This is a genomic window from Amorphus sp. 3PC139-8, assembly GCF_040750475.1.
In the GTDB taxonomy this organism is placed as follows: domain Bacteria; phylum Pseudomonadota; class Alphaproteobacteria; order Rhizobiales; family Amorphaceae; genus Amorphus.
This window is the reverse complement of record NZ_JABJVY010000003.1, coordinates 176,734-195,331: the sequence shown is the minus strand read 5'-3', so window position 1 is coordinate 195,331 and position 18,598 is coordinate 176,734. Positions and strand designations below refer to the sequence as shown.

Here is an 18,598-nt window from a genome sequence, read left to right as displayed (position 1 = left end):
CACCCACCGTTGCATTTGCCGCCTTCATGGCTATGGTCCGCCGGTCGCGCGGCCGGCGCCCGTCTTTCGTATGCGTGAATTCACAATGACCTCTCTCGATTCCGTCCCGAGCTCGGCAGCTCAAGGGGAATATGGCCCCTATCGTCCGCCGGACGTGACTGTCGTGCTGCCGACCTACAACGAGCGCGACAACATCCCCGTCGCGATCGATCGGGTGGCCAAGGCGCTGCACGGGCTGCACTGGGAAATCGTCGTGGTCGACGACAATTCCCCCGACGGCACCGCCGATCTGGTCGAGACGATTGCGGCCAGGGACGGGCGCGTGCGCTGCATCCGGCGCATTGGCCGGCGCGGGCTGTCGGGCGCCTGCGTGGAAGGGATGATGGCCGCGGCCGCGCCGATCGTGGCGGTGATGGATTCCGACCTTCAGCACGACGAGACGCTGCTGCCGAAGATGTTCGAGCGGGTGCGCACGGGCGACGCGGAGATCGTGGTCGGAAGCCGCTACGTGGAAGGCGGTGACGCCGGCGGCGGCCTGTCGCGGGTGCGCCATGCCGGCAGCATGGTGGCCAACGGGCTCGCACGCGTTCTCCTCGGCGTGAAGCTGACCGATCCCATGAGCGGCTTCTTCATGCTGGAACGCTCCATGGTGGAGCGGCTGGAGCCGAAGCTGTCGCACCAGGGCTTCAAGATCCTACTCGATCTGGTGGCCTCCGCGCCACGCTCCACCAAGGTGGTCGAACTGCCTTATACCTTCCGCGAGCGCACCGCCGGCGAGAGCAAGCTCGACGAGCTGGTCACCATCGAGTTCCTGGCCCTGATCGTCTCGAAGCTGCTGTTCAATGCCGTGTCGGTCCGCTTCATCCTGTTCATGGCCGTGGGCGCGAGCGGCGTGGTGGTCCATCTCGCCACGCTCAGGACGGGGATCGCGCTGCCCGGCATCACCTTCGAGGTCGCCCAGACCGCGGCAACCGTGGTGGCCATGACCTGGAACTTCTTCTTGAATAACTGGCTGACCTATCGCGATCGCCGGCTGCACGGGCTCGCAATGATCAGGGGCCTGTTGTCGTTCTATCTGGTCTGCTCGGTTGGCGTGGTGGCCAATGTCGGCGTGGCGAGCGTCGTCCACGGGGCCGACCAGGTCTGGTGGGTTGCCGGCACCGCCGGCGCGGTTGTCGGTGCCGTTTGGAATTACGCCGCCAGCGCGGCCCTGACCTGGCGAGTGAGATAAATCCCGACTGGTTGAACCGAACCGGGCGGACGTCTATCCCTGCCGCCTTCATCTGACACCAAGGACGCCTGATTCCGGTGCGCGCCACGTCCCCCCTCCGCGAGGCTCCGGCCGACAAACCGCTGATCGACCTGGGCTCCCCGGTCACGGTGGTGACGATCATGCTCGTCCTCACAGCCATCCGGCTGGTGGCGGCGGCGACGGTTGGCCTCACGGAGGATGAATCCTACTACCGGCTTTGGGCGCTTTCGCCGGCGCTGAGCTATTATGATCATCCGCCGATGGTGGCGTGGTGGATCGCGGCCGGTCAGGCGATTTTCGGCGATACCACCCTTGGCGTTCGCTTCTTTACGGTCGTTGCCGTCTCGTTGGGCTCGCTTGCGATCTGGCGTACCGCGATTCTGCTCTATGGAGAGCCGCGCACGGCCGGGCGGGCGGTGATCTGGTTCAACGCGACGCTGCTGGTCGGCATCGGTGCGATGATCGCGACGCCCGACGTGCCGTCCGCCTTCTTCTGGGGGCTGGCGCTTTGGGCTCTGGTGGAGCTTGACCGCTCGTCGGACGGGCGCTGGTGGCTCGCCGTGGGCCTGTTCGCCGGCTGCGGCCTGCTTGCGAAATATTCCGGCCTGTTCCTGGGCGGCGGCATCGTGCTCTGGCTGGTGTTGATCCCAGGCGCGCGCAAGTGGCTGTTGAGCCCGTGGCTGTGGCTGGGCGGCGTGCTGGCGCTGGCGCTGGCGGTCCCCGTGGTGTGGTGGAACGCCCAGCACGACTGGGTCTCGTTTGCCAAGCAGTTCGGCCGGGTGGCGGGCGACCACGTCGAGATCCGCTTCATTCCGGAATTTCTGCTCGCCGAAGTCGGGCTGATCGGGCCTTTGATGCTGCCCTTCCTGGCGCTCGGGACCCGCAACATCTTCAGGTACGGACGGCGCGGCGGCGATGCGGGCCATTGGCTTCTGCTGCTCTCCAGCCTGCCGTTCCTGGCCTATCTTCTGGTGCATGGCTTGCATGACCGGGTGCAAGGCAACTGGCCGGCGCCGCTCTATCCGGCGATTGCGCTGGTGTCTGCGGAGGCGGCGGCCCTGATCTGGGTTCCGATCGCCCGTCGGCGGCCATGGGAGCGCTTGCGGCCTTGGGTGGCGCCCGTCGGGATCGGCGTGGTGCTGTTGGCGATCGTGCATGTGAGCCTGCCCGGCGGTTTCGTGACCACCAAGGATCCGACCAAGCAACTGCGCGGCTGGGAAACTTTCGCGCACCAGGTCGACCTCTTGCGCGCGCAGGAGGGGGCGGCCTGGATCGGGGCGGTCCACTACACCGTCACCGGCGAGCTTGCCTTCTATCTGCCGAAGGGCACGCCGGTGTTCGGCATCGTGGAGCCGGTACGCTACGCCAACCTGCCCGTCCCCGACCAGGCGCTGTTTCAGAAGCCAGGCCTGGTGCTCGACGAGCATCGCCGTCTGGGCACGGATATTCTGGAGGCACGCTTCGGCCGCTACGACAAGATCGGCACGCTCACCCGCTCGGAGAATGGTGTTGCGATCGCGCACTATGACGTCTGGCTGGTTCGCGATCCGAAGGGCGATCCGACCGGCCGCACCGAAGTTGTGGCGGCGCAATAGGCGCTAAAGAATGAGGTAGCTGAGCACGGCGAGCCAGCCGGCAGCGACGAGGCAGCCCGCCAGCACCGCGATGCCGTCGCGGCTGACCAGGCCGAGCCCGATCAGGAGCAACGAGCCGGCCGGCGGCAGGGCGGCGAACGGCACGAACGCCAAGACGATCATCGAAATCGCCATCGCCGCGGCAACGGCCGCCACCAGCCTCAGCCAAGGTTTTTCTGTGAGCCAGGTGAGACGCGCCGTCAGCGTCCGGTCGACAAGGCGGGCCACCGGACGCAGCCGCGCGATGACGTTCTCCAGACCCTCTCGCGGCACTTCGATCCGGGCCAGTCGTCCCGGTAAGGCCAGATGGGTCAGGCCCAACAGAAGCTCGGCGGAAACCAGCAGCACGATGATGCCCGGGAGCGCGCTGATCCCCGGGACGGCGCCGGTCGGCAGGATTGCGAGCAGGGCCATCACCACCAGGATGGGGCCGACCGAGCGCGCGCCCAGCCGTGCGATCAATGCCCCAAGCGTATTGCCGCCGTTGTCGCTGTCGCCGTGGTTTTCGGCGAGATGGTCCAGGAGGGTGGCAAGCCCCATCGCCCGGCCGCGCTGGTGGCCGTGACGCGGCAGTTTGTCGTGGTCCGGTGGCGATCCGGCGGAGGGCTCGGGGCGAGAGGGCATCGGCTCCACTTTTGCAGACGGGGTGGCGTGCGTCTCGCCGGAGAGGTCGCCCGTGCAGGCTCCCCATGCAACAGCAAATGATAGGCGGGGGCGATTGTCGCACCTGCCGATCTTGCGTGGCGGGGTTTGTCTCGCCCTGCGCGAAGCGCCATATTCGGTGGTATATAGCCGTACGCGCCTTGAGCATGCCCCGTTCGAATTGAGTCGATTTGAACGGCGAAGACTTGCTCAAGTTACTGACTCTGAAGCCGTTTCTCGTCGCTCAGATGTGCGCGTCTGAGCGGAAAAGGCTCAGGTACGGGAGCTGCGCCAATCCGACGGCGCATGGAGGTAGCTATGCAGGATCCGTTGATTATCGCCGAAGACTGGCGATCCGAAGGCCGCAAAGTCGCGCTGGCGACCGTGGTGGAGACATGGGGTTCGGCGCCCCGCCCGGTAGGCAGCCATCTGGTTATCGACGAGGAAGGCCGTTTCGAAGGGTCCGTTTCGGGCGGTTGCGTGGAGGGCGCGGTGGTCGCCGAGGCGGTCGACGTCATCGATACCGGCACCTCGCAGATGCTGGAGTTCGGGGTGGCCGACGAGACAGCCTGGGAGGTGGGGCTATCCTGCGGCGGCACTATTCGCGTCTACGTCGAACGGGTCAATTGAGGCGACGATGGATCTCTCTGTCCTGAAAGAGCTCAACGCCGAGCGCGCCGCGCGGCGTGCCGCGATCCTGATCACGGATTTGGAAAGCGGCGAGGAGCGTCTGGTGAAGGAGGCGGAGGACACGTCCGCCGATCCGCTCGCCGAAACGCTTGCCGCGCGCTTTCGCTCCGGCAAGTCGGGTCGGGTCGAAACGGAGGACGGGCGTGCCCTGTTCCTCACCGTGCATGTCCCTCCGGCGCGCATCGTCGTGATCGGCGCGGTCCACATCTCCCAGGCTCTGGCGCCGATGGCCGCGCTTGCAGATTTCGACGTAACGATTATCGACCCGCGCACCGCGTTTGCCACGCCGGAGCGGTTTTCCGGCGTCAACCTGATCGCCAAATGGCCGCAGGATGTGCTGCCGGATCTCGCGCTCGATCGCTACACCGCCCTTGCCGCGCTCACCCACGACCCGAAGATCGACGATCCGGCGCTGATGGCCGCACTGGAGGCCCGCTGCTTCTATGTCGGCGCGCTCGGAAGCCGCAAGACCCACGCCAAGCGGCGCGAGCGGCTTCTTGGGCTGGGTGCTTCGCCGGAGGCGCTCGATCGGATCGCGGCACCGATCGGTCTCGATATCGGGGCGGCAAGCCCGGCGGAGATCGCGGTTGCCGTGCTGGCGCAGATCGTCGAAGCCTTGCGCAAGCGCCCAGCGGCGGAGCGGGAGAGGTCGGCGGCGTGAGGTTCGGCCCAGTCGATCTCGCCGACGCCGACGGGGCGATCCTGGCCCATACCGTTCGCCTATCGTCCCGTGTCCTGAAGAAGGGCACCCGCCTTGACGGCGAGGCCCGCGCCGCGCTGGAGGCGGATGGTATCGGCCAAGTGGTGGCCGCCGTTTTGGACGACGGCGACGTGACCGAGGATGAAGCCGCCGCGCGCCTTGCCGCGACGATCGCGGGCGATCGGGTTCGGGTCGATCCCGCCTTCACCGGGCGTGCGAACCTGTTTTCTGAGGTGGCTGGCGTTCTGCAAATCGATGCCGATCAGGTAAACCGGCTCAATCGGGTCGATCCGTCGGTCACGCTCGCGACCCTCCATCCGTTCGACGCGGTCGAAGCCGGCCGCATGCTGGCGACCGTCAAGATCATCCCATTCGCCGTCGGCGCCGAGGTGATGGCCCGGGCCGAGGCGGCCGTGTCGTCGGGCCCGCCGGTGGTCCGCGTTGCGCCGTTCCGGCCGATGCGGGTGGGCGTGGTATCGACCTTGCTGCCGGGGCTGAAGCCCTCGGTGGTGGATAAGACGCTCCGGATCCTGCGCGAGCGGCTTGCGCCAGCGCAGGCGCCGATCGTGGCGGAGGAGCGGGTCCCTCACGAGGCGCCGGCGCTTGCCGATGCGCTGCGCCGGCTGGTGGACGAGGCAGGGGCGGAGCTTCTGATCGTGTTCGGCGCGTCCGCAGTGGTCGACCGTCAGGATGTGATCCCGGCAGCGATCGAGGCGGCCGGCGGCAAGGTCGATCATTTCGGTATGCCGGTCGATCCCGGCAACCTGCTCCTGGTCGGTGCGCTCGACGGCCGGCCGGTGATCGGGGCGCCGGGCTGCGCGCGCAGCCCGAAGGAGAACGGCTTCGATTGGGTGCTTCACCGTACCCTTGCGGGCTTGACCGTGACGCGGGACGATATCGTCGCTCTCGGCGTCGGCGGGCTGTTGATGGAGATCGTGTCGCGGCCGCAACCGCGCTCTGAGCCGACCGCGGAACGCGAAGCGGCGAAGCGGCCGGTGGCGGCCGTTGTCCTCGCCGCTGGCCGTTCGTCGCGGATGGGCAGCCCGAAAATGCTCGCCACCCTTGAAGGCATTCCGCTGGTCCGCCGGGTGGCGGAGGCGGCGCAGGCGAGCCGGGCGGACCGCGTGGTGGTGGTCACCGGCAATGCGGGCGAAGAGGTTGCCGCTACTCTCGATGGTCTCGATGTGGCGCGCGTGCACAATCGAGACTTTGCCGATGGGCTCTCCACCTCTTTGAAGGCGGGGCTCGCCGCGCTTCCCGACGAGATCGAAGCCGCTATCGTGCTCCTCGGCGATATGCCGATGATCGAGCCGGCGATGATCGATCGGCTGATCGACGCCTTCGACCCGGAGACCGGTGCGCTGATTGTGGTTCCCACCCATGACGGGCGGCGCGGCAATCCGGTGCTGTGGTCGAGGCGCTTCTTTCCGGAGCTGATGGCGGTGACCGGCGACAAGGGCGGCCGGGAGGTTTTAGAGGGCTATCCCGACGCGATCGTCGAGGTTGAACTCGGCCAGGCGGCCGCGCTCGATGTCGACACGCCGGAAACGCTGGCCGAAATCGGCGGAGAGCCAGCCCAAAGCGGGACGGAGACGGCGCGATGACCGTCGAGGCGGTAGCGCTTGCCGCCTTCGGCGTTCTCCTGTTCGCGATCGTGGGCGATCGGTTGGCGCGTTCGCCGCTCAGCTCGCCGATGTTGTTCATCCTGTTCGGCGCGGTGATTGGCCCGCTGGTTCTAGGGGCGGCGGAGATCGACGCCGCCAACGGTGCGGTCCGGCTGGTCGCGGAATTGACGCTGATCCTGGTGCTCTTCTCCGATGCCTCCCGGATTCGGCTGTTGGAACTCCTGCGCTTTCACGATCTGCCGCTCCGCACGCTGGCGATCGGCATGCCGCTGACGATCGCGGCCGGCACGCTTGCGGCGATCTGGCTGTTCCCGTCCGTGACCTTGTTCGAGGCGGCGCTTCTGGCGGCCGTGCTGGCGCCGACCGATGCGGCGCTGAGCCAGCCGGTGATGACGGATGAGTCTGTGCCGTCGCGGGTGCAGCAAGCGATCAACGTGGAAAGCGGGTTGAATGACGGGCTGGCCCTGCCGGCGGTGTTGTTCTTCATCGCTTGCGTGGGCGCTCAGGGCGACATCATGAATGCGCCTGATATCAGCGTCTCCGGCTGGATGCTGTTTGCCGCCGGCCAGATCGGCTTCGGCGGCGTGGTCGGCGTCGGGGTCGGATGCGGCGCGGCCTTGGCCATGCGTCGGCTCGCCTCTCGTGGCAAGGCGGCGGAAAGCTATGACGGCATCGGTGCGCTCGCGACCGCGATCCTGGCTTACGGTCTTTCGGATGTGGTCGGCGGCAACGGTTTCATCGCCGCCTTCGTGGCCGGGCTCGCCTTCGGCAACACGCTTGGCCGGCCGGCGCGCTTTCTCTACGAGTTCATGGAGACGGAAGGCCGGATCTTGATGCTGCTCACCTTCATGGTGGTCGGCGTGGCGCTGCTTCCCCATGCGATCGAGCGTTTCCATCCGCTGATGCTGGTCTATGCGCTCGCGAGCCTGACCGTGATCCGCATGGTCCCGATCGCGCTGTCGCTGATCGGTACGGACGTGCGATGGCCGACGCGGCTGTTCCTTGGCTGGTTCGGGCCGCGGGGCATCGCATCGATCCTGTTCGCGCTGTTGATCGTGGAGCGCGAGGACATCCAGCACGGCGGCCTGATCATGGCCGCGACCGTCGTTACCGTGGTGGCGAGTGCCTTTCTGCATGGTGTCTCGGCGCCGGGGCTCGCCGCCCGCTATGGCGCCTGGGCGGCACGCATCGGCGACGCCGCGGAGACCAAACCGGTGCCGGAAATGCGCATGCGCCATGGGCGGCGGAACCCCGTTCGCAAGCCTGCCGAGACATCTTCCGCCCGCTCCAATTGACGTACGGAGCACGAATTGCGGCCACTCGTTTCCGGATTGCCCTCGCGAAGCCGCTAAAAACCCCCATATATCATGTGGTTGCGGCGTCCTTTGATGTGCCCTTCCGACCCCTTATAAAAGGGGCTCTTGAACCCCTGATTCGGACGATACGCTCTTGGTGACGGAACCCACGCCCGCCGATTCTTCGAACGCTTATGGCGCCGATTCCATCAAGGTCCTCAGGGGCCTGGATGCCGTGCGCAAGCGGCCGGGCATGTATATCGGCGACACCGACGACGGCTCGGGCCTGCATCACATGGTCTACGAGGTCGTCGACAATGCCATCGACGAGGCGCTGGCGGGCTATGCCGACACGGTCGTTGCCCGGCTGAACGCCGACGGCTCGGTCACCGTGTCGGACAACGGCCGCGGCATCCCGACCGACCTCCACTCCGAGGAAGGGGTCTCGGCCGCCGAGGTCATTATGACCCAGCTGCATGCGGGCGGTAAGTTCGACCAGAACTCCTACAAGGTGTCCGGCGGTCTGCACGGCGTGGGCGTGTCGGTGGTGAATGCGCTCTCCAGTGAGCTCGACCTTCGGATCTGGCGCAACGGCAAAGAGCACTTCATGCGCTTTCGCCACGGGGTCGCCGAGGAGCCGCTCGCGGTTGTCGGTGACGCCGAAGGCAAGAGCGGCACCGAGGTGCGTTTCCTGCCGTCGACCGACACCTTCTCCCAGGTCGAATTCGACTTCTCCATCCTGGAGCGGCGCCTGCGCGAGCTCGCCTTCCTCAATTCCGGCGTAAAAATCACCTTGATCGACGATCGGGGCGTGGAGCGCAAGGAAGAGGTGATGCTCTATGACGGCGGGCTGGAGGCGTTCGTGCGCTGGCTCGACCGCACCAAGCAGCCGCTTCTTTCCGCACCGGTCTCGGCGCGCGGCGAGCGCGACGGCGTAGTGGTCGAAGTCGCGATGTGGTGGAACGACTCCTTCCACGAGAACGTGCTCTGCTTCACCAACAACATCCCTCAGCGCGACGGCGGCACCCATCTGGCCGGCTTTCGGGCGGCGCTGACCCGGCAGATCACCTCCTACGCCGACTCCCACGGCATCGGGAAGCGCGAGAAGGTCTCGCTGACGGGTGACGACTGTCGCGAAGGGCTGAGCTGTGTCCTCTCCGTCAAGGTGCCGGATCCGAAATTCTCCTCCCAGACCAAGGACAAGCTGGTCTCGTCGGAGGTGCGTCCGGTGGTCGAAAATGTGCTCAACGAGGCGCTCTCGACCTGGCTGGAGGAAAATCCCAACGACGCTCGGCAGATCGTTACCAAGGTGGTCGAGGCGGCCACGGCGCGCGAGGCGGCGCGCAAGGCGCGCGATCTGACCCGGCGCAAGGGCGCGCTGGATATCGCGTCGCTGCCGGGCAAGCTCGCCGACTGTCAGGAGCGGGACCCGTCGAAGTCGGAGCTGTTCCTGGTCGAGGGTGACTCGGCAGGCGGGTCGGCGAAGCAGGGTCGCCATCGTAACAATCAGGCGGTGCTGCCGCTGCGCGGTAAGATCCTGAACGTCGAGCGGGCCCGCTTCGACAAGATGCTGTCGTCGAACGAGATCGGGACGCTGATCACCGCACTTGGCACCGGTATCGGTCGGGAAGAGTTCGATCCCGACAAGTTGCGCTATCACAAGATCATCATCATGACGGATGCGGACGTCGACGGCGCCCACATCCGGACCCTGCTGTTGACCTTCTTCTATCGCCAGATGCCGGAACTGATCGAGCGCGGCCACCTCTTTATTGCCCAGCCGCCGCTCTACAAGGTGCGGCGCGGCTCGTCCGAGCAGTATCTGAAGAACGAACAGGCGCTTGAGGACTATCTGACGGACACCGGGCTGGAGGATGCGACGCTGACGCTCGCCTCCGGCGAGGTGCGCGCGGGGCCGGATCTGCGCACCGTGGTGGAGCGTGCGCGCTCGGTGCGTAACGTGCTCAACGGGCTGCATGCGCGCTATCCGCGCGACGTGGTAGAGCAGGCGGCGATCGCCGGCGCCCTCAACGAGGAGATCCTGCACGACGCCGAAAAGGCGGCCACGGCCGCGGCCTACATCGCGCGTCGGCTCGATATCCTTGCCGACGAGTGGGAGCGCGGCTGGGAAGGTGTCGCGGAAGAAGACGGCAGCCTGCGCTTTGAGCGCACGGTGCGTGGCGTGCGCGAAGTGGCCGTCATCGACGCCGCCCTGATCGGCTCGTCGGATGCCCGCAAGCTCGATAACCAGGCGACCTACCTCCAGGAGGTGTTCGGCAAGGCGGCGGTGCTCTCGCGCAAGGACAAGACCACGGAGATCCGCGGTCCGCGCGCGCTGGTCGATGCGGTCTACGATGTCGGCCGCAAGGGCATCTCCATGCAGCGCTACAAGGGCCTGGGCGAGATGAACGCCGACCAGCTCTGGGAGACGACGCTCGATCCCGACGCCCGCTCGCTGCTGCAGGTCCGCATTTCCGAGGCCGACGACGCCGACGACGTCTTCACCCGTCTGATGGGTGACGCCGTGGATCCGCGCCGCGAGTTCATCCAGGACCACGCACTGCAAGTGGAAAATCTGGACGTTTAGAACCAAACAGCGACAGCGAGGGCTGGCTTCCGCTTCGTTGGGAAGCGTCCTCGCGAAAGTGTGAGATTTCTGTTCGATTGGCCAAAGAGGCCTCTCGCGACGATGCGAGGGGCCTCTTGCATGTCGGCACAAATCGTAACATATGAAGTTACATGAAGCTCGACAGCCGCCTTTCCTCCGTCCTCCACGTCCTGTTGCACCTTGCCGAGAAGGACGCGCGCGCCACCTCCGAGGTCCTTTCCCGGCATCTCGGTACCAACCCGGTCGTCGTCCGGCGCACCATGGCGAGCTTGCGTGAGGCCGGCATCGTCACCTCCGGACGCGGCCAGGGCGGGGGCTGGACCCTGTCGCGCCCGCTCGAACGCATCACTTTGCGCGACGTCTACGACGCCCTCGGCGCTCCGACGATTTTCGCCTTCGGCAACCGAAACGAGACCCCCGTCTGCCTTATCGAGCAGGCGGTGAACCGGGAAATCGCCGGCGCCATGCGCGAAGCGGAAGACCTGCTTCTGACCCGGTTTTCGGAAATCACGTTGGCCGACCTGGACCGCGATTTTCGCGCGCGCTGGGCAGCTCAATCGAAAGATCGCGATCATGGACCACTATGATGCAATCGTCGTCGGCGGCTCGTTCGCCGGCCTGTCCGCTGCCCTGTCGCTTGTCCGTGCCCGCTTCTGCGTGGCGGTGATCGACGCCGGAAGCCCGCGCAACCGGTTCGCCTCCGCCTCGCACGGTTTTCTCGGCAGCGACGGCGACAACCCGGCCACAATCCTGGACCGGGCGCGGAGCCAAATCGCCGCTTATGATGGCGCGACGCTGATCTCCGATCGGGTCATCGTGGCCCGGCCGGAAGCGGCGGGCTTTCAGGTGGAGACGGAGACCGGACGGACCGCGCGCGGTGATTACCTGATCCTGGCGACCGGGGTGAGCGATGTGCTTCCCGATATTCCCGGCCTTGCAACGCACTGGGGCGAAAGCGTCATCCATTGTCCGTTCTGTCACGGCTATGAGTTCGGCGGCGGGCCGCTCGGAGTGCTCGCGACCGGTCCAGCCTCGCTGATCCAGGCCCGCGTGATCCCGCTATGGGGACCGACGACGCTGTTCGTCGATGGCAAAGTGGAATTGAGCGACGAGGATCGCGGAGATCTCGTCGCTCGGGGCGTAACGATCGAGGAGACACCGGTGGTGGCTGTTGAGGCGACGGGGCGTGGCCTTGATGGCGTGCGGCTTGCCGATGGGCGGCTGGTGGAGACGGTCGGGCTTTATCTCGCGCCCAAACTCGTGATGACCAGTCCACTTGCCGCCGATCTCGGCTGTACGATGGACGAGACTCCGCTCGGCCCGGTCGTGAAGACCGGTGCCGACAAGCAGACCACCGTCGACGGTGTCTACGCCGTCGGCGATATGGCGCGGATGCCGCACTCGGTGACCTTTGCGGTCGCCGACGGTGCGCTCGCGGCGATGTCGATCGTCCATCGACGCGTGATGGGCTAGCACTGTCTGGCGAAGGGCGCATCCGTTCACAGTTCGGTGGCGGCCGAAGCATCTTGCGCTCTGGCCTGCTAGCGTTTCCAGACCAAGTGCAAATCGGTTGGCCGTCCGGAAACGCGCCGAAACAATAACTTAGATCCTTTCCCTGAATCCGAGAAACGTGGAATGGGTCTAAGGTGGGACGTATGGTTCACGTCTGCGGAGGTCGACGATGGCGACCCAGGCTCAGTTTGCCGAGATTGCGTCCCTTGCCGGCGATCCGGCCCGCGCGGCGATGCTACATGCGCTGATGGACGGACGGGCGTTGACGGCCAGCGAACTGGCTGGGGTGGCCGGCGTGACGCCCCAAACGGCAAGCGGCCATCTCGCCAGATTGTCCGAGGCGGGGCTGCTTGCCGTGGAGAAGCAGGGTCGCCACCGCTACTATCGGCTCGCCTCGGCGATGGTGGCGCAGATGGTCGAGAGCCTGATGCAGGTCGCCTCGGCGCTCGCCCCCACGCGTCGGGTTGCGACCGGTCCGCGCGACGCCGCCCTCAGAACCGCGCGCACCTGCTACGACCATATCGCCGGACGGCTGGGCGTGGCGCTTGCCGATGGGCTGGTGACGGCGGGGCACGTGGATCTCGCGTCCGATGGTGGCCTCGTGACGGACCAGGGCCTTGCCTTCTTCTCCGACCTTGGGATCGACTTAGCAACGGAGACGAGCGGCAGGCGCACGACGCGGGTGCTTTGCCGCCCGTGTCTGGATTGGAGCGAGCGCCGGCCGCATCTGGCGGGCCGGGTCGGGGCGGCGCTCTGTGACCTGTCGCTTGCGTCCGGCTGGATCCGGAAGGTGGATGGCAGTCGGGCGCTCCGCGTCACGCGTAAAGGAGAGGCTGCGTTTCGCGATCGGTTCGGCCTCGCGCTCGACACCGAATGACGTGCGATGTGTATCGCGCTGTGGTCGGAGACGTTCAGAGCACCTTTTCCATCTTGTAGTTTGTCAGGGTGACGTCGCGCCGGGTGACCGACTGACGGGCGATAGCGGTCCAGCCCTGGCGCTCGAAGAACGGTTTTGCGATTTCGCTTGCCTCTACGGTGAGGGCGGTCGCGCCGAAATCGCGGGCCTTCGCTTCAACCGCCTCGTAGAGCCTCCAACCGATCCCGGTTCCGGCAAGCGAGGGCAATACGAATGCGAACTCGATGTGTCCCGCAGCGTCGATGGTCATGAACCCGACCGGCTCGTCGTCCAGCTGGGCAACGAAGCCGGTCATCTCGGCCGCTTCCTGCCAGCGCGCGGCCATGATTGCATCGCCGGCCCAGGCCCTGCGCTGGCGGAAGCTATAGTGTGCGCGCGTACCGTCGTAGACGGCGCAGAAGAAGATGCGCGCAAGGTGCGGGCCATCCTCCGCGTCAAGCGGACGGATCGATATCTCGGGCATCCGAACTCTTCTCTCTCGCAAAAGCGCGACGCGCGCGGGCGCGTTAGCCCTGGAGGAACGGGTTAGTCTGCCGCTCTTGGCCGATGGTGGTCGCCTCGCCGTGACCCGGCAGGATCACGGTCTCGTCGGGAAGCGCCATCAGCTTGGTCTTGATCCCGGAGATCAGCGCATCGTGGTCGCCATAGGGGAAATCGGTTCGCCCGATGGAGCCGGCGAACAGAACGTCACCGCCGATCACGATCTCTTTGCTGGCATAGACGAAGACGACATGGCCGGGCGTGTGGCCGGGGATGTGTAGAACGTCGAAGCGCGCTTCGCCGATCGTGACGGTGTCGCCTTCTTCCACCCATCGATCCGGCGACACCGGTCGGGCCGGAATGCCGAGCCGGGCACCGTCGGTTTCGATGTCGTCGAGCAGGAACTTATCGTAGATCTGCGGTCCCTCGATCGGAAGGCCGAGCTCCTCGGCGAGCGCGGTCGCCGCGCCGGCGTGATCGATGTGGCCGTGCGTCAGCAGGATCTTCTCCGGGACGACTTCCGCTTCCGCGATCGCCGCCTTGATCCGGTCTATATCGCCGCCGGGATCTACCACTGCCGCTCGATTGGTCGAGGTACAGCATGCGATCGAACAGTTTTGCTGAAACGGCGTCACCGGAACGATCAAGAACTTGAGAGGAGGAGTCATTTTGAGCCGAAGAACCTTTCCAATGTCATGCGATACCTTGCTAACCCGTCGTCTTGCGAAGCACAACGCCCATGGAGTTGCCTGAAATTCGCTTGAGTTGAAGGGCAATCCACGGCATATGTGGAAAGGTAGGCGTCTCGGGATGGATTAGGGGCGCCCTCGGAGATTTGGTTAAGACGTGTCACCCGTGGGGGATGGGCCTGGCTTTCCCGAGGTTTCCGAGATCGGACCGGTCTCGGTCCGGTGTACCGCGATCCTAATTGACCATCGGGAAAGGGACTTCCCATGCGCCAGAACGGCACCATGAAATTCTTCAACACCACGCGGGGCTTCGGGTTTATTACGCCGGAAGCTGGGGGGAAAGACGTGTTTGTCCATATCACCGCGCTCGAGCGTTCCGGTCTGCCGGCTCTCGACGAGGGCACAAAGGTGTCGTTCGAGGTGGAAAACGACCGGCGTGGCCGCGGCCCGCAGGCTGTGAACATCCAGCTCGCCTGAGTTTCCTCGCAAGAGTGGTCGACTGTGAACGCCGTCGGGCTTCCGACGGCGTTTTTTGTTGGGCGGAGCAGGGCCTTTTGCCGTCGCTGTCGTCCGTGATTTTGCTCTTCTTGCCGGTTTCGACCGTCTTGTGACTGTCGTCACTTCGCCTTCTCCCTTTCTCTCCCATCTTAATGATCATCGGGACACGTTATCGATCGTCGAGACGACCCGAACTTGGGAAAAGAGGGAGAAGAGCTATGTCTCATTTCATTCGTAATACTTTGGCCGCCGGTGTCGCGACGGTTGCGATCGCGACAGGACTGGTCGCGCTGCCGGTTCAACAGGCCGAAGCCGGAGGCGGCGGCGGCGCTGCGGCGGCCGGGGTCATCGGGTTCGCCACCGGGGCGATCGTGGGCGGGGCCCTGTCCCAGCCGCGGACCGTCACCGTTTACGAGGAGCCGGCCTACTATCGCGGTGGTCGTCCCGCTCCGTGGTCGCCGGCCTGGTATTCCTATTGCGATGCCCGCTACCGGTCGTTCAATCCGGATACCGGCATGTATTTGGGCTATGACGGACGCCACCATTTTTGTCGGTAGAGCACGTCCCGTTCAAATTGACTCAACTTGAGCGAAAAAGGACTTGCTCAACCTATTGAACCTGGAGCCATTTCTTGGCGCTCAGATAGAACCATCTGAGCGGAAAAGGCCCCGGAGCGCGTCAGGCAAAAGGGGCGCCGGTTTTCGCCGGAACCGGCGCGACGGGGAGGAACGAGAGTTCAGGTCATGCCGATCCCGCAGCCGCTGTCCGCCCGCCGAGAGATCCGGCCGGCGGCAGCGGTCGACGTTTTCGCCGCGTTGCCCCGCATCATCTTGGATTTGTCCTCTCCGGCCTTGAAGCCGGCACCCGGGCGGCCGATGATCATGGCGCGGTGCCGGACGCAGGGGAGATCGATGGCGCAGAAACGCACGCGGCTCGACGTCGATCCGGCACACGCGCCAAGCGATGCCGGGCTGGTTTTCATTGGCGAAATCCGCACGCCCTGGACCGACCGCAGCGCTTGCCCGCGCAACGCCGGCGAGAGCGATGCTGTTGCTCAGGTGCGGTTGGCGCCGCCTTACCGGCCGGGGCTTGCGTCCCTGGAGACGGTCAGTCACGTCCTGCTTCTCTATTGGCTCGACCAGGCGAGCCGGGACGTGATCGCGCTCGTGCCGCCCACCGACGATCGCAGCCATGGCGTGTTCGCGACCCGCTCGCCCAATCGGCCCAACCCGATCGGTCTCGCGGTCTCGCGAGTGGTGGACGTTCATGAGGACGGGTTGTTGGTGACCGGCATCGACTGTCTGGACCGTACGCCGCTTCTCGACATCAAGCCCTATTTCGCCTCCGTCGATGCCCATCCGGGGGCGGTGGTCGGCTGGCATCAGGCGCGGGCCCATCCGCTCCCGCCGCGCGAGCAATCCTCAGATGAGGGAACGGATCGGTGAGCGATCCTGAGATCGTTGGCGCCGCGCCGCGGGCGTCGCGCTGACGTCTGTCATGGTCCGATTTTGCTCCGCTCGTTCCGCCAAAGGCTGCAACGAGCGGAGACATTGGAAGGCAAGGGGGCTTACATCCCTTCCGCGCCTCGGCTGATGGCGGCGACGCCGGTGCGGGAAATCTCCACCAGCCCGATCGAACTCATCAGCCCGATGAAGCGGTCGATTTCCGAGGTCGAGCCGGTCAGCTCGAACACGAAGGATTCCAGCGTGGCATCCACCGTGCGGGCGCCGAACGCCTGAGCGAGGCGCAGCGCTTCGACCCGGGCCTCGCCATGGCCGGCCACCTTCACCAGCGCCAGCTCGCGCTCGATCGCTTCGCCGGCGACGGTGAGGTCGGCGACCCGATGCACCGGCACCAGCCGCTCCAACTGATGCTTGATCTGGTCGATTACCATCGGCGTGCCGGTGGTGACGATGGTGATGCGGGAGACGTGGCGTTCCTGCTCGGTCTCGGAGACCGTGAGTGTGTCGATGTTGTAGCCGCGCCCGGAAAAAAGGCCGATCACCCGGGCGAGAACGCCGGGCTCGTTGTCGACCAGGATCGACAAGGTATGGCGCTCGACCGGGTCGGGGGTACGGGCAGGTTGGATCGGTTTCATCAGCATATCGGGGTCCGTCTGCGTTTAAAGAGGAGCCGCGCTCAAACCAGCGCGGCGCCCTCCGCGTCGATTGCGCCTTCGAGCACTTCCGCCTCGACGTCGTCGACATCGGCCGACAGCAGGATCTCGTTGTGGGCCCGCCCCGACGGGATCATCGGGAAGCAGTTGGCGAGGTTGGCGACCCGACAGTCGAACAGCACCGGCCGCTTCACCTTGATCATCTCGTCGATCGCGCCGTCGAGATCGGCGGGCTTGTCGACCCGGAACCCGACGCCGCCATAGGCCTCTGCCAGTTTCACGAAGTCGGGCAGCGCATCGGTGTAGGAGTGCGACAGCCGGTTGCCGTGCAGAAGCTGCTGCCACTGCCGAACCATGCCCATATACTGGTTGTTCAGGATGAAGATCTTGACCGGCAGGTCGTGCTGAACCGCCGTCGAGATCTCCTGGATGGTCATCAGCACCGAAGCATCGCCGGCGATGTCTATGACCAGGCTGTCGGGATGCGCGACCTGCACGCCGATCGCCGCCGGCACGCCGTAGCCCATGGTGCCGAGGCCGCCCGACGTCATCCACCGGTTCGGCTCCTCGAACTTGAAGAGCTGAGCGGCCCACATCTGGTGCTGGCCGACTTCCGTCGTGATGTAGACGTCCTTGTCGTGGGTCGCGGCGTAGAGCGCCTCGATCGCCTCCTGCGGCATGATCACGTCGGGCCGCTTCTTGTAGGCGAGACAGTCCTTCGCGCGCCAGGTGGCGATCTGGTCCCACCAGGCCTTCTCGGCCGCCTTGTCGGGGGCAACGGCAGCGGCCTTCCACAGCCGGATCATGTCCTCCAGCACGTGGGCGACGTCGCCGACGATCGGGATGTCGGCCCGGATCGTCTTGTTGATGGAGGACGGATCGATGTCGATGTGGATGATCTTGGCGCCCGGCGCGAAGGCGTCGACGCGGCCGGTGATGCGGTCGTCGAAGCGCGCGCCGACGCAGACCATCACGTCGCAGCCGTGCATGGCGAGGTTCGCTTCATAGGTGCCGTGCATGCCCAGCATGCCGAGCCAGTTGGGATGGCTCGCCGGGAAGGCGCCCAGGCCCATCAGCGTCGAGGTGACGGGGAAGCCGGTCAGCTTGACCAGCTCGCGCAGGAGCTGGGCCGCCGTCGGCCCGGAATTGATGACGCCGCCGCCAGTGTAGAAGATCGGCCGCTTCGCCGTCGTCATCAGGTCGACCGCCTCGCGAATGCGGTCCAGATCGCCCTTGATGCGCGGCTGGTAGGTCTTGTGGGCGATGTTCTGCGGTCCGGTGTAGACGCCGCGCGCAAGCTGGATATCCTTCGGAATGTCGACCACGACCGGGCCGGGCCGGCCGGTGGTGGCGACATAGAAGGCCTCATGCAGGATGCGCGGCAGGTCTTCGATCCGCTTCACCAGCCAGTTGTGCTTGGTGCACGGCCGGGTGATGCCGACGGTGTCGCACTCCTGGAAGGCGTCGTTGCCGATCAGATGGGAGGCGACCTGGCCGGAGATGCAGACCATCGGAATGGAATCCATCAGCGCGTCGGCGAGCGGCGTGACCGCGTTGGTCGCGCCGGGCCCGGAGGTCACCAAACACACGCCCGGCTTACCGGTCGACCGGGCAAAGCCTTCAGCTGCGTGGCCGGCGCCCTGCTCGTGGCGCACGAGGATGTGCTCGACCTCCGACTGCTGAAAGATCTCGTCGTAGATCGGCAGCACCGCGCCACCCGGATAGCCGAAGATCCGATCGACCCCATGGTCGATCAGCGCTTGAACGACCATCTCGGCGCCCGTCATCTCCCGCTGCATGTCATCCTCCAACCCTGTCTTTCCGGTCGGTTCGCTGCCGCCGACCACGGCTGTTCCAGGAAATAAAAAAGGGCCCCGAGGGCCCTTGGATACGCGCACCACCAATCGCGGCCGGGGGCTACCCCGTCCTGGCGATGCGCGT

18 protein-coding genes and 1 pseudogene are annotated in these 18,598 nt (G+C 65.8%); 13 read left to right on the top strand and 6 right to left on the bottom strand.

The genetic code is table 11. From position 1 onward, the window contains the following. Nucleotides 1-85: 85 nt before the first annotated feature. Nucleotides 86-1,231 (top strand): glycosyltransferase, encoded by a 1,146-nt coding sequence (locus tag HNS03_RS04775; RefSeq protein WP_367193522.1) that lies wholly within the window; start codon nucleotides 86-88, stop codon nucleotides 1,229-1,231. Between the two features lie 77 nt (nucleotides 1,232-1,308). Then, nucleotides 1,309-2,847 (top strand): ArnT family glycosyltransferase, encoded by a 1,539-nt coding sequence (locus tag HNS03_RS04770; RefSeq protein WP_367193521.1) that lies wholly within the window; start codon nucleotides 1,309-1,311, stop codon nucleotides 2,845-2,847. 3 nt (nucleotides 2,848-2,850) lie between these two features. Here the strand turns inward: HNS03_RS04770 and HNS03_RS04765 are convergent, their stop codons facing one another. Beyond that, the gene (locus HNS03_RS04765) at nucleotides 2,851-3,510 is read right to left on the bottom strand and encodes an exopolysaccharide biosynthesis protein (RefSeq protein WP_367193519.1); all 660 of its coding nucleotides are present in this window, start codon (nucleotides 3,508-3,510) and stop codon (nucleotides 2,851-2,853) included. Nucleotides 3,511-3,834: 324 nt separating this feature from the next. On the opposite strand from HNS03_RS04765, the gene HNS03_RS04760 reads away from it, so the two are divergent. The 8 genes from HNS03_RS04760 (at nucleotide 3,835) to HNS03_RS04725 (ending at nucleotide 12,835) form a co-directional block, all read left to right on the top strand. After that, nucleotides 3,835-4,158 (top strand): XdhC family protein, encoded by a 324-nt coding sequence (locus HNS03_RS04760; protein WP_367193518.1) that lies wholly within the window; start codon nucleotides 3,835-3,837, stop codon nucleotides 4,156-4,158. A 7-nt stretch (nucleotides 4,159-4,165) separates the two neighbouring features. Further along, nucleotides 4,166-4,879 carry an XdhC family protein gene (locus HNS03_RS04755; protein WP_367193516.1) on the top strand — a complete coding sequence of 238 codons (714 nt, stop codon included), beginning with the start codon at nucleotides 4,166-4,168 and terminating at the stop codon, nucleotides 4,877-4,879. Beyond that, nucleotides 4,876-6,522 (top strand): NTP transferase domain-containing protein, encoded by a 1,647-nt coding sequence (locus tag HNS03_RS04750; protein WP_367193514.1) that lies wholly within the window; start codon nucleotides 4,876-4,878, stop codon nucleotides 6,520-6,522. Before HNS03_RS04755 ends, HNS03_RS04750 begins: the two co-directional genes overlap by 4 nt. Beyond that, complete coding sequence (locus HNS03_RS04745) at nucleotides 6,519-7,838, top strand: cation:proton antiporter (protein WP_367193512.1); 1,320 nt, start codon at nucleotides 6,519-6,521, stop codon at nucleotides 7,836-7,838. The genes HNS03_RS04750 and HNS03_RS04745 overlap by 4 nt, the downstream gene beginning before the upstream one ends. A 154-nt stretch (nucleotides 7,839-7,992) precedes the next feature. Continuing rightward, nucleotides 7,993-10,425 carry a DNA topoisomerase (ATP-hydrolyzing) subunit B gene (gene gyrB / locus HNS03_RS04740; RefSeq protein WP_367193511.1) on the top strand — a complete coding sequence of 811 codons (2,433 nt, stop codon included), beginning with the start codon at nucleotides 7,993-7,995 and terminating at the stop codon, nucleotides 10,423-10,425. Between the two features lie 152 nt (nucleotides 10,426-10,577). Next, complete coding sequence (locus HNS03_RS04735) at nucleotides 10,578-11,033, top strand: Rrf2 family transcriptional regulator (RefSeq protein ID WP_367193509.1); 456 nt, start codon at nucleotides 10,578-10,580, stop codon at nucleotides 11,031-11,033. Next, nucleotides 11,020-11,919, top strand: coding sequence for an NAD(P)/FAD-dependent oxidoreductase (locus HNS03_RS04730; RefSeq protein WP_367193507.1), 900 nt, complete (start codon nucleotides 11,020-11,022; stop codon nucleotides 11,917-11,919). The genes HNS03_RS04735 and HNS03_RS04730 overlap by 14 nt, the downstream gene beginning before the upstream one ends. A gap of 208 nt (nucleotides 11,920-12,127) precedes the next feature. After that, on the top strand, nucleotides 12,128-12,835 hold the full coding sequence (locus tag HNS03_RS04725; RefSeq protein WP_367193506.1) for an ArsR/SmtB family transcription factor: 708 nt from the start codon (nucleotides 12,128-12,130) through the stop codon (nucleotides 12,833-12,835). Between the two features lie 34 nt (nucleotides 12,836-12,869). Here the strand turns inward: HNS03_RS04725 and HNS03_RS04720 are convergent, their stop codons facing one another. Then, the gene (locus HNS03_RS04720) at nucleotides 12,870-13,337 is read right to left on the bottom strand and encodes a GNAT family N-acetyltransferase (RefSeq protein WP_367193504.1); all 468 of its coding nucleotides are present in this window, start codon (nucleotides 13,335-13,337) and stop codon (nucleotides 12,870-12,872) included. A 43-nt stretch (nucleotides 13,338-13,380) separates the two neighbouring features. Then, entirely contained in the window at nucleotides 13,381-14,022 is a 642-nt protein-coding gene (locus HNS03_RS04715) for an MBL fold metallo-hydrolase (protein ID WP_367193502.1), read from the bottom strand. 285 nt (nucleotides 14,023-14,307) lie between these two features. On the opposite strand from HNS03_RS04715, the gene HNS03_RS04710 reads away from it, so the two are divergent. Together HNS03_RS04710 and HNS03_RS04705 are read left to right on the top strand one after the other, a co-directional pair. After that, the gene (locus tag HNS03_RS04710) at nucleotides 14,308-14,520 is read left to right on the top strand and encodes a cold-shock protein (protein WP_306886455.1); all 213 of its coding nucleotides are present in this window, start codon (nucleotides 14,308-14,310) and stop codon (nucleotides 14,518-14,520) included. A gap of 350 nt (nucleotides 14,521-14,870) precedes the next feature. Beyond that, a pseudogene (locus tag HNS03_RS04705) lies at nucleotides 14,871-15,098 on the top strand (BA14K family protein); the annotation flags it as partial. Between the two features lie 179 nt (nucleotides 15,099-15,277). Here the strand turns inward: HNS03_RS04705 and HNS03_RS04700 are convergent. Further along, complete coding sequence (locus tag HNS03_RS04700) at nucleotides 15,278-15,424, bottom strand: hypothetical protein (protein WP_367193500.1); 147 nt, start codon at nucleotides 15,422-15,424, stop codon at nucleotides 15,278-15,280. Between the two features lie 28 nt (nucleotides 15,425-15,452). Here HNS03_RS04700 and tsaA point away from each other — a divergent pair, with 28 nt between their 5' ends. Then, the gene (gene tsaA / locus HNS03_RS04695; protein ID WP_367193499.1) at nucleotides 15,453-15,986 is read left to right on the top strand and encodes a tRNA (N6-threonylcarbamoyladenosine(37)-N6)-methyltransferase TrmO; all 534 of its coding nucleotides are present in this window, start codon (nucleotides 15,453-15,455) and stop codon (nucleotides 15,984-15,986) included. Nucleotides 15,987-16,108: 122 nt separating this feature from the next. Here the strand turns inward: tsaA and ilvN are convergent, their stop codons facing one another. Together ilvN and HNS03_RS04685 are read right to left on the bottom strand one after the other, a co-directional pair. After that, nucleotides 16,109-16,645 carry an acetolactate synthase small subunit gene (gene ilvN / locus HNS03_RS04690; protein ID WP_367193498.1) on the bottom strand — a complete coding sequence of 179 codons (537 nt, stop codon included), beginning with the start codon at nucleotides 16,643-16,645 and terminating at the stop codon, nucleotides 16,109-16,111. A gap of 35 nt (nucleotides 16,646-16,680) precedes the next feature. After that, nucleotides 16,681-18,456, bottom strand: coding sequence for an acetolactate synthase 3 large subunit (locus HNS03_RS04685; protein WP_367193496.1), 1,776 nt, complete (start codon nucleotides 18,454-18,456; stop codon nucleotides 16,681-16,683). Between the last annotated feature and the right edge of the window lie 142 nt (nucleotides 18,457-18,598).

Excerpts from the sequence above, each read along its gene's own strand:
- HNS03_RS04720 (WP_367193504.1), bottom strand. The coding sequence starts at position 13,337 with ATGCCCGAGATATCGATCCGTCCGCTTGACGCGGAGGATGGCCCGCAC.
- HNS03_RS04745 (WP_367193512.1), top strand. The coding sequence starts at position 6,519 with ATGACCGTCGAGGCGGTAGCGCTTGCCGCCTTCGGCGTTCTCCTGTTC.
- HNS03_RS04735 (WP_367193509.1), top strand. The coding sequence starts at position 10,578 with ATGAAGCTCGACAGCCGCCTTTCCTCCGTCCTCCACGTCCTGTTGCAC.
- HNS03_RS04725 (WP_367193506.1), top strand. The coding sequence starts at position 12,128 with ATGGCGACCCAGGCTCAGTTTGCCGAGATTGCGTCCCTTGCCGGCGAT.
- HNS03_RS04715 (WP_367193502.1), bottom strand. The coding sequence starts at position 14,022 with ATGACTCCTCCTCTCAAGTTCTTGATCGTTCCGGTGACGCCGTTTCAG.
- HNS03_RS04765 (WP_367193519.1), bottom strand. The coding sequence starts at position 3,510 with ATGCCCTCTCGCCCCGAGCCCTCCGCCGGATCGCCACCGGACCACGAC.
- HNS03_RS04760 (WP_367193518.1), top strand. The coding sequence starts at position 3,835 with ATGGAGGTAGCTATGCAGGATCCGTTGATTATCGCCGAAGACTGGCGA.
- ilvN (WP_367193498.1), bottom strand. The coding sequence starts at position 16,645 with ATGCTGATGAAACCGATCCAACCTGCCCGTACCCCCGACCCGGTCGAG.
- HNS03_RS04775 (WP_367193522.1), top strand. The coding sequence starts at position 86 with ATGACCTCTCTCGATTCCGTCCCGAGCTCGGCAGCTCAAGGGGAATAT.
- HNS03_RS04700 (WP_367193500.1), bottom strand. The coding sequence starts at position 15,424 with ATGATCATCGGCCGCCCGGGTGCCGGCTTCAAGGCCGGAGAGGACAAA.
- tsaA (WP_367193499.1), top strand. The coding sequence starts at position 15,453 with ATGGCGCAGAAACGCACGCGGCTCGACGTCGATCCGGCACACGCGCCA.
- HNS03_RS04710 (WP_306886455.1), top strand. The coding sequence starts at position 14,308 with ATGCGCCAGAACGGCACCATGAAATTCTTCAACACCACGCGGGGCTTC.
- HNS03_RS04730 (WP_367193507.1), top strand. The coding sequence starts at position 11,020 with ATGGACCACTATGATGCAATCGTCGTCGGCGGCTCGTTCGCCGGCCTG.
- HNS03_RS04755 (WP_367193516.1), top strand. The coding sequence starts at position 4,166 with ATGGATCTCTCTGTCCTGAAAGAGCTCAACGCCGAGCGCGCCGCGCGG.
- HNS03_RS04685 (WP_367193496.1), bottom strand. The coding sequence starts at position 18,456 with ATGCAGCGGGAGATGACGGGCGCCGAGATGGTCGTTCAAGCGCTGATC.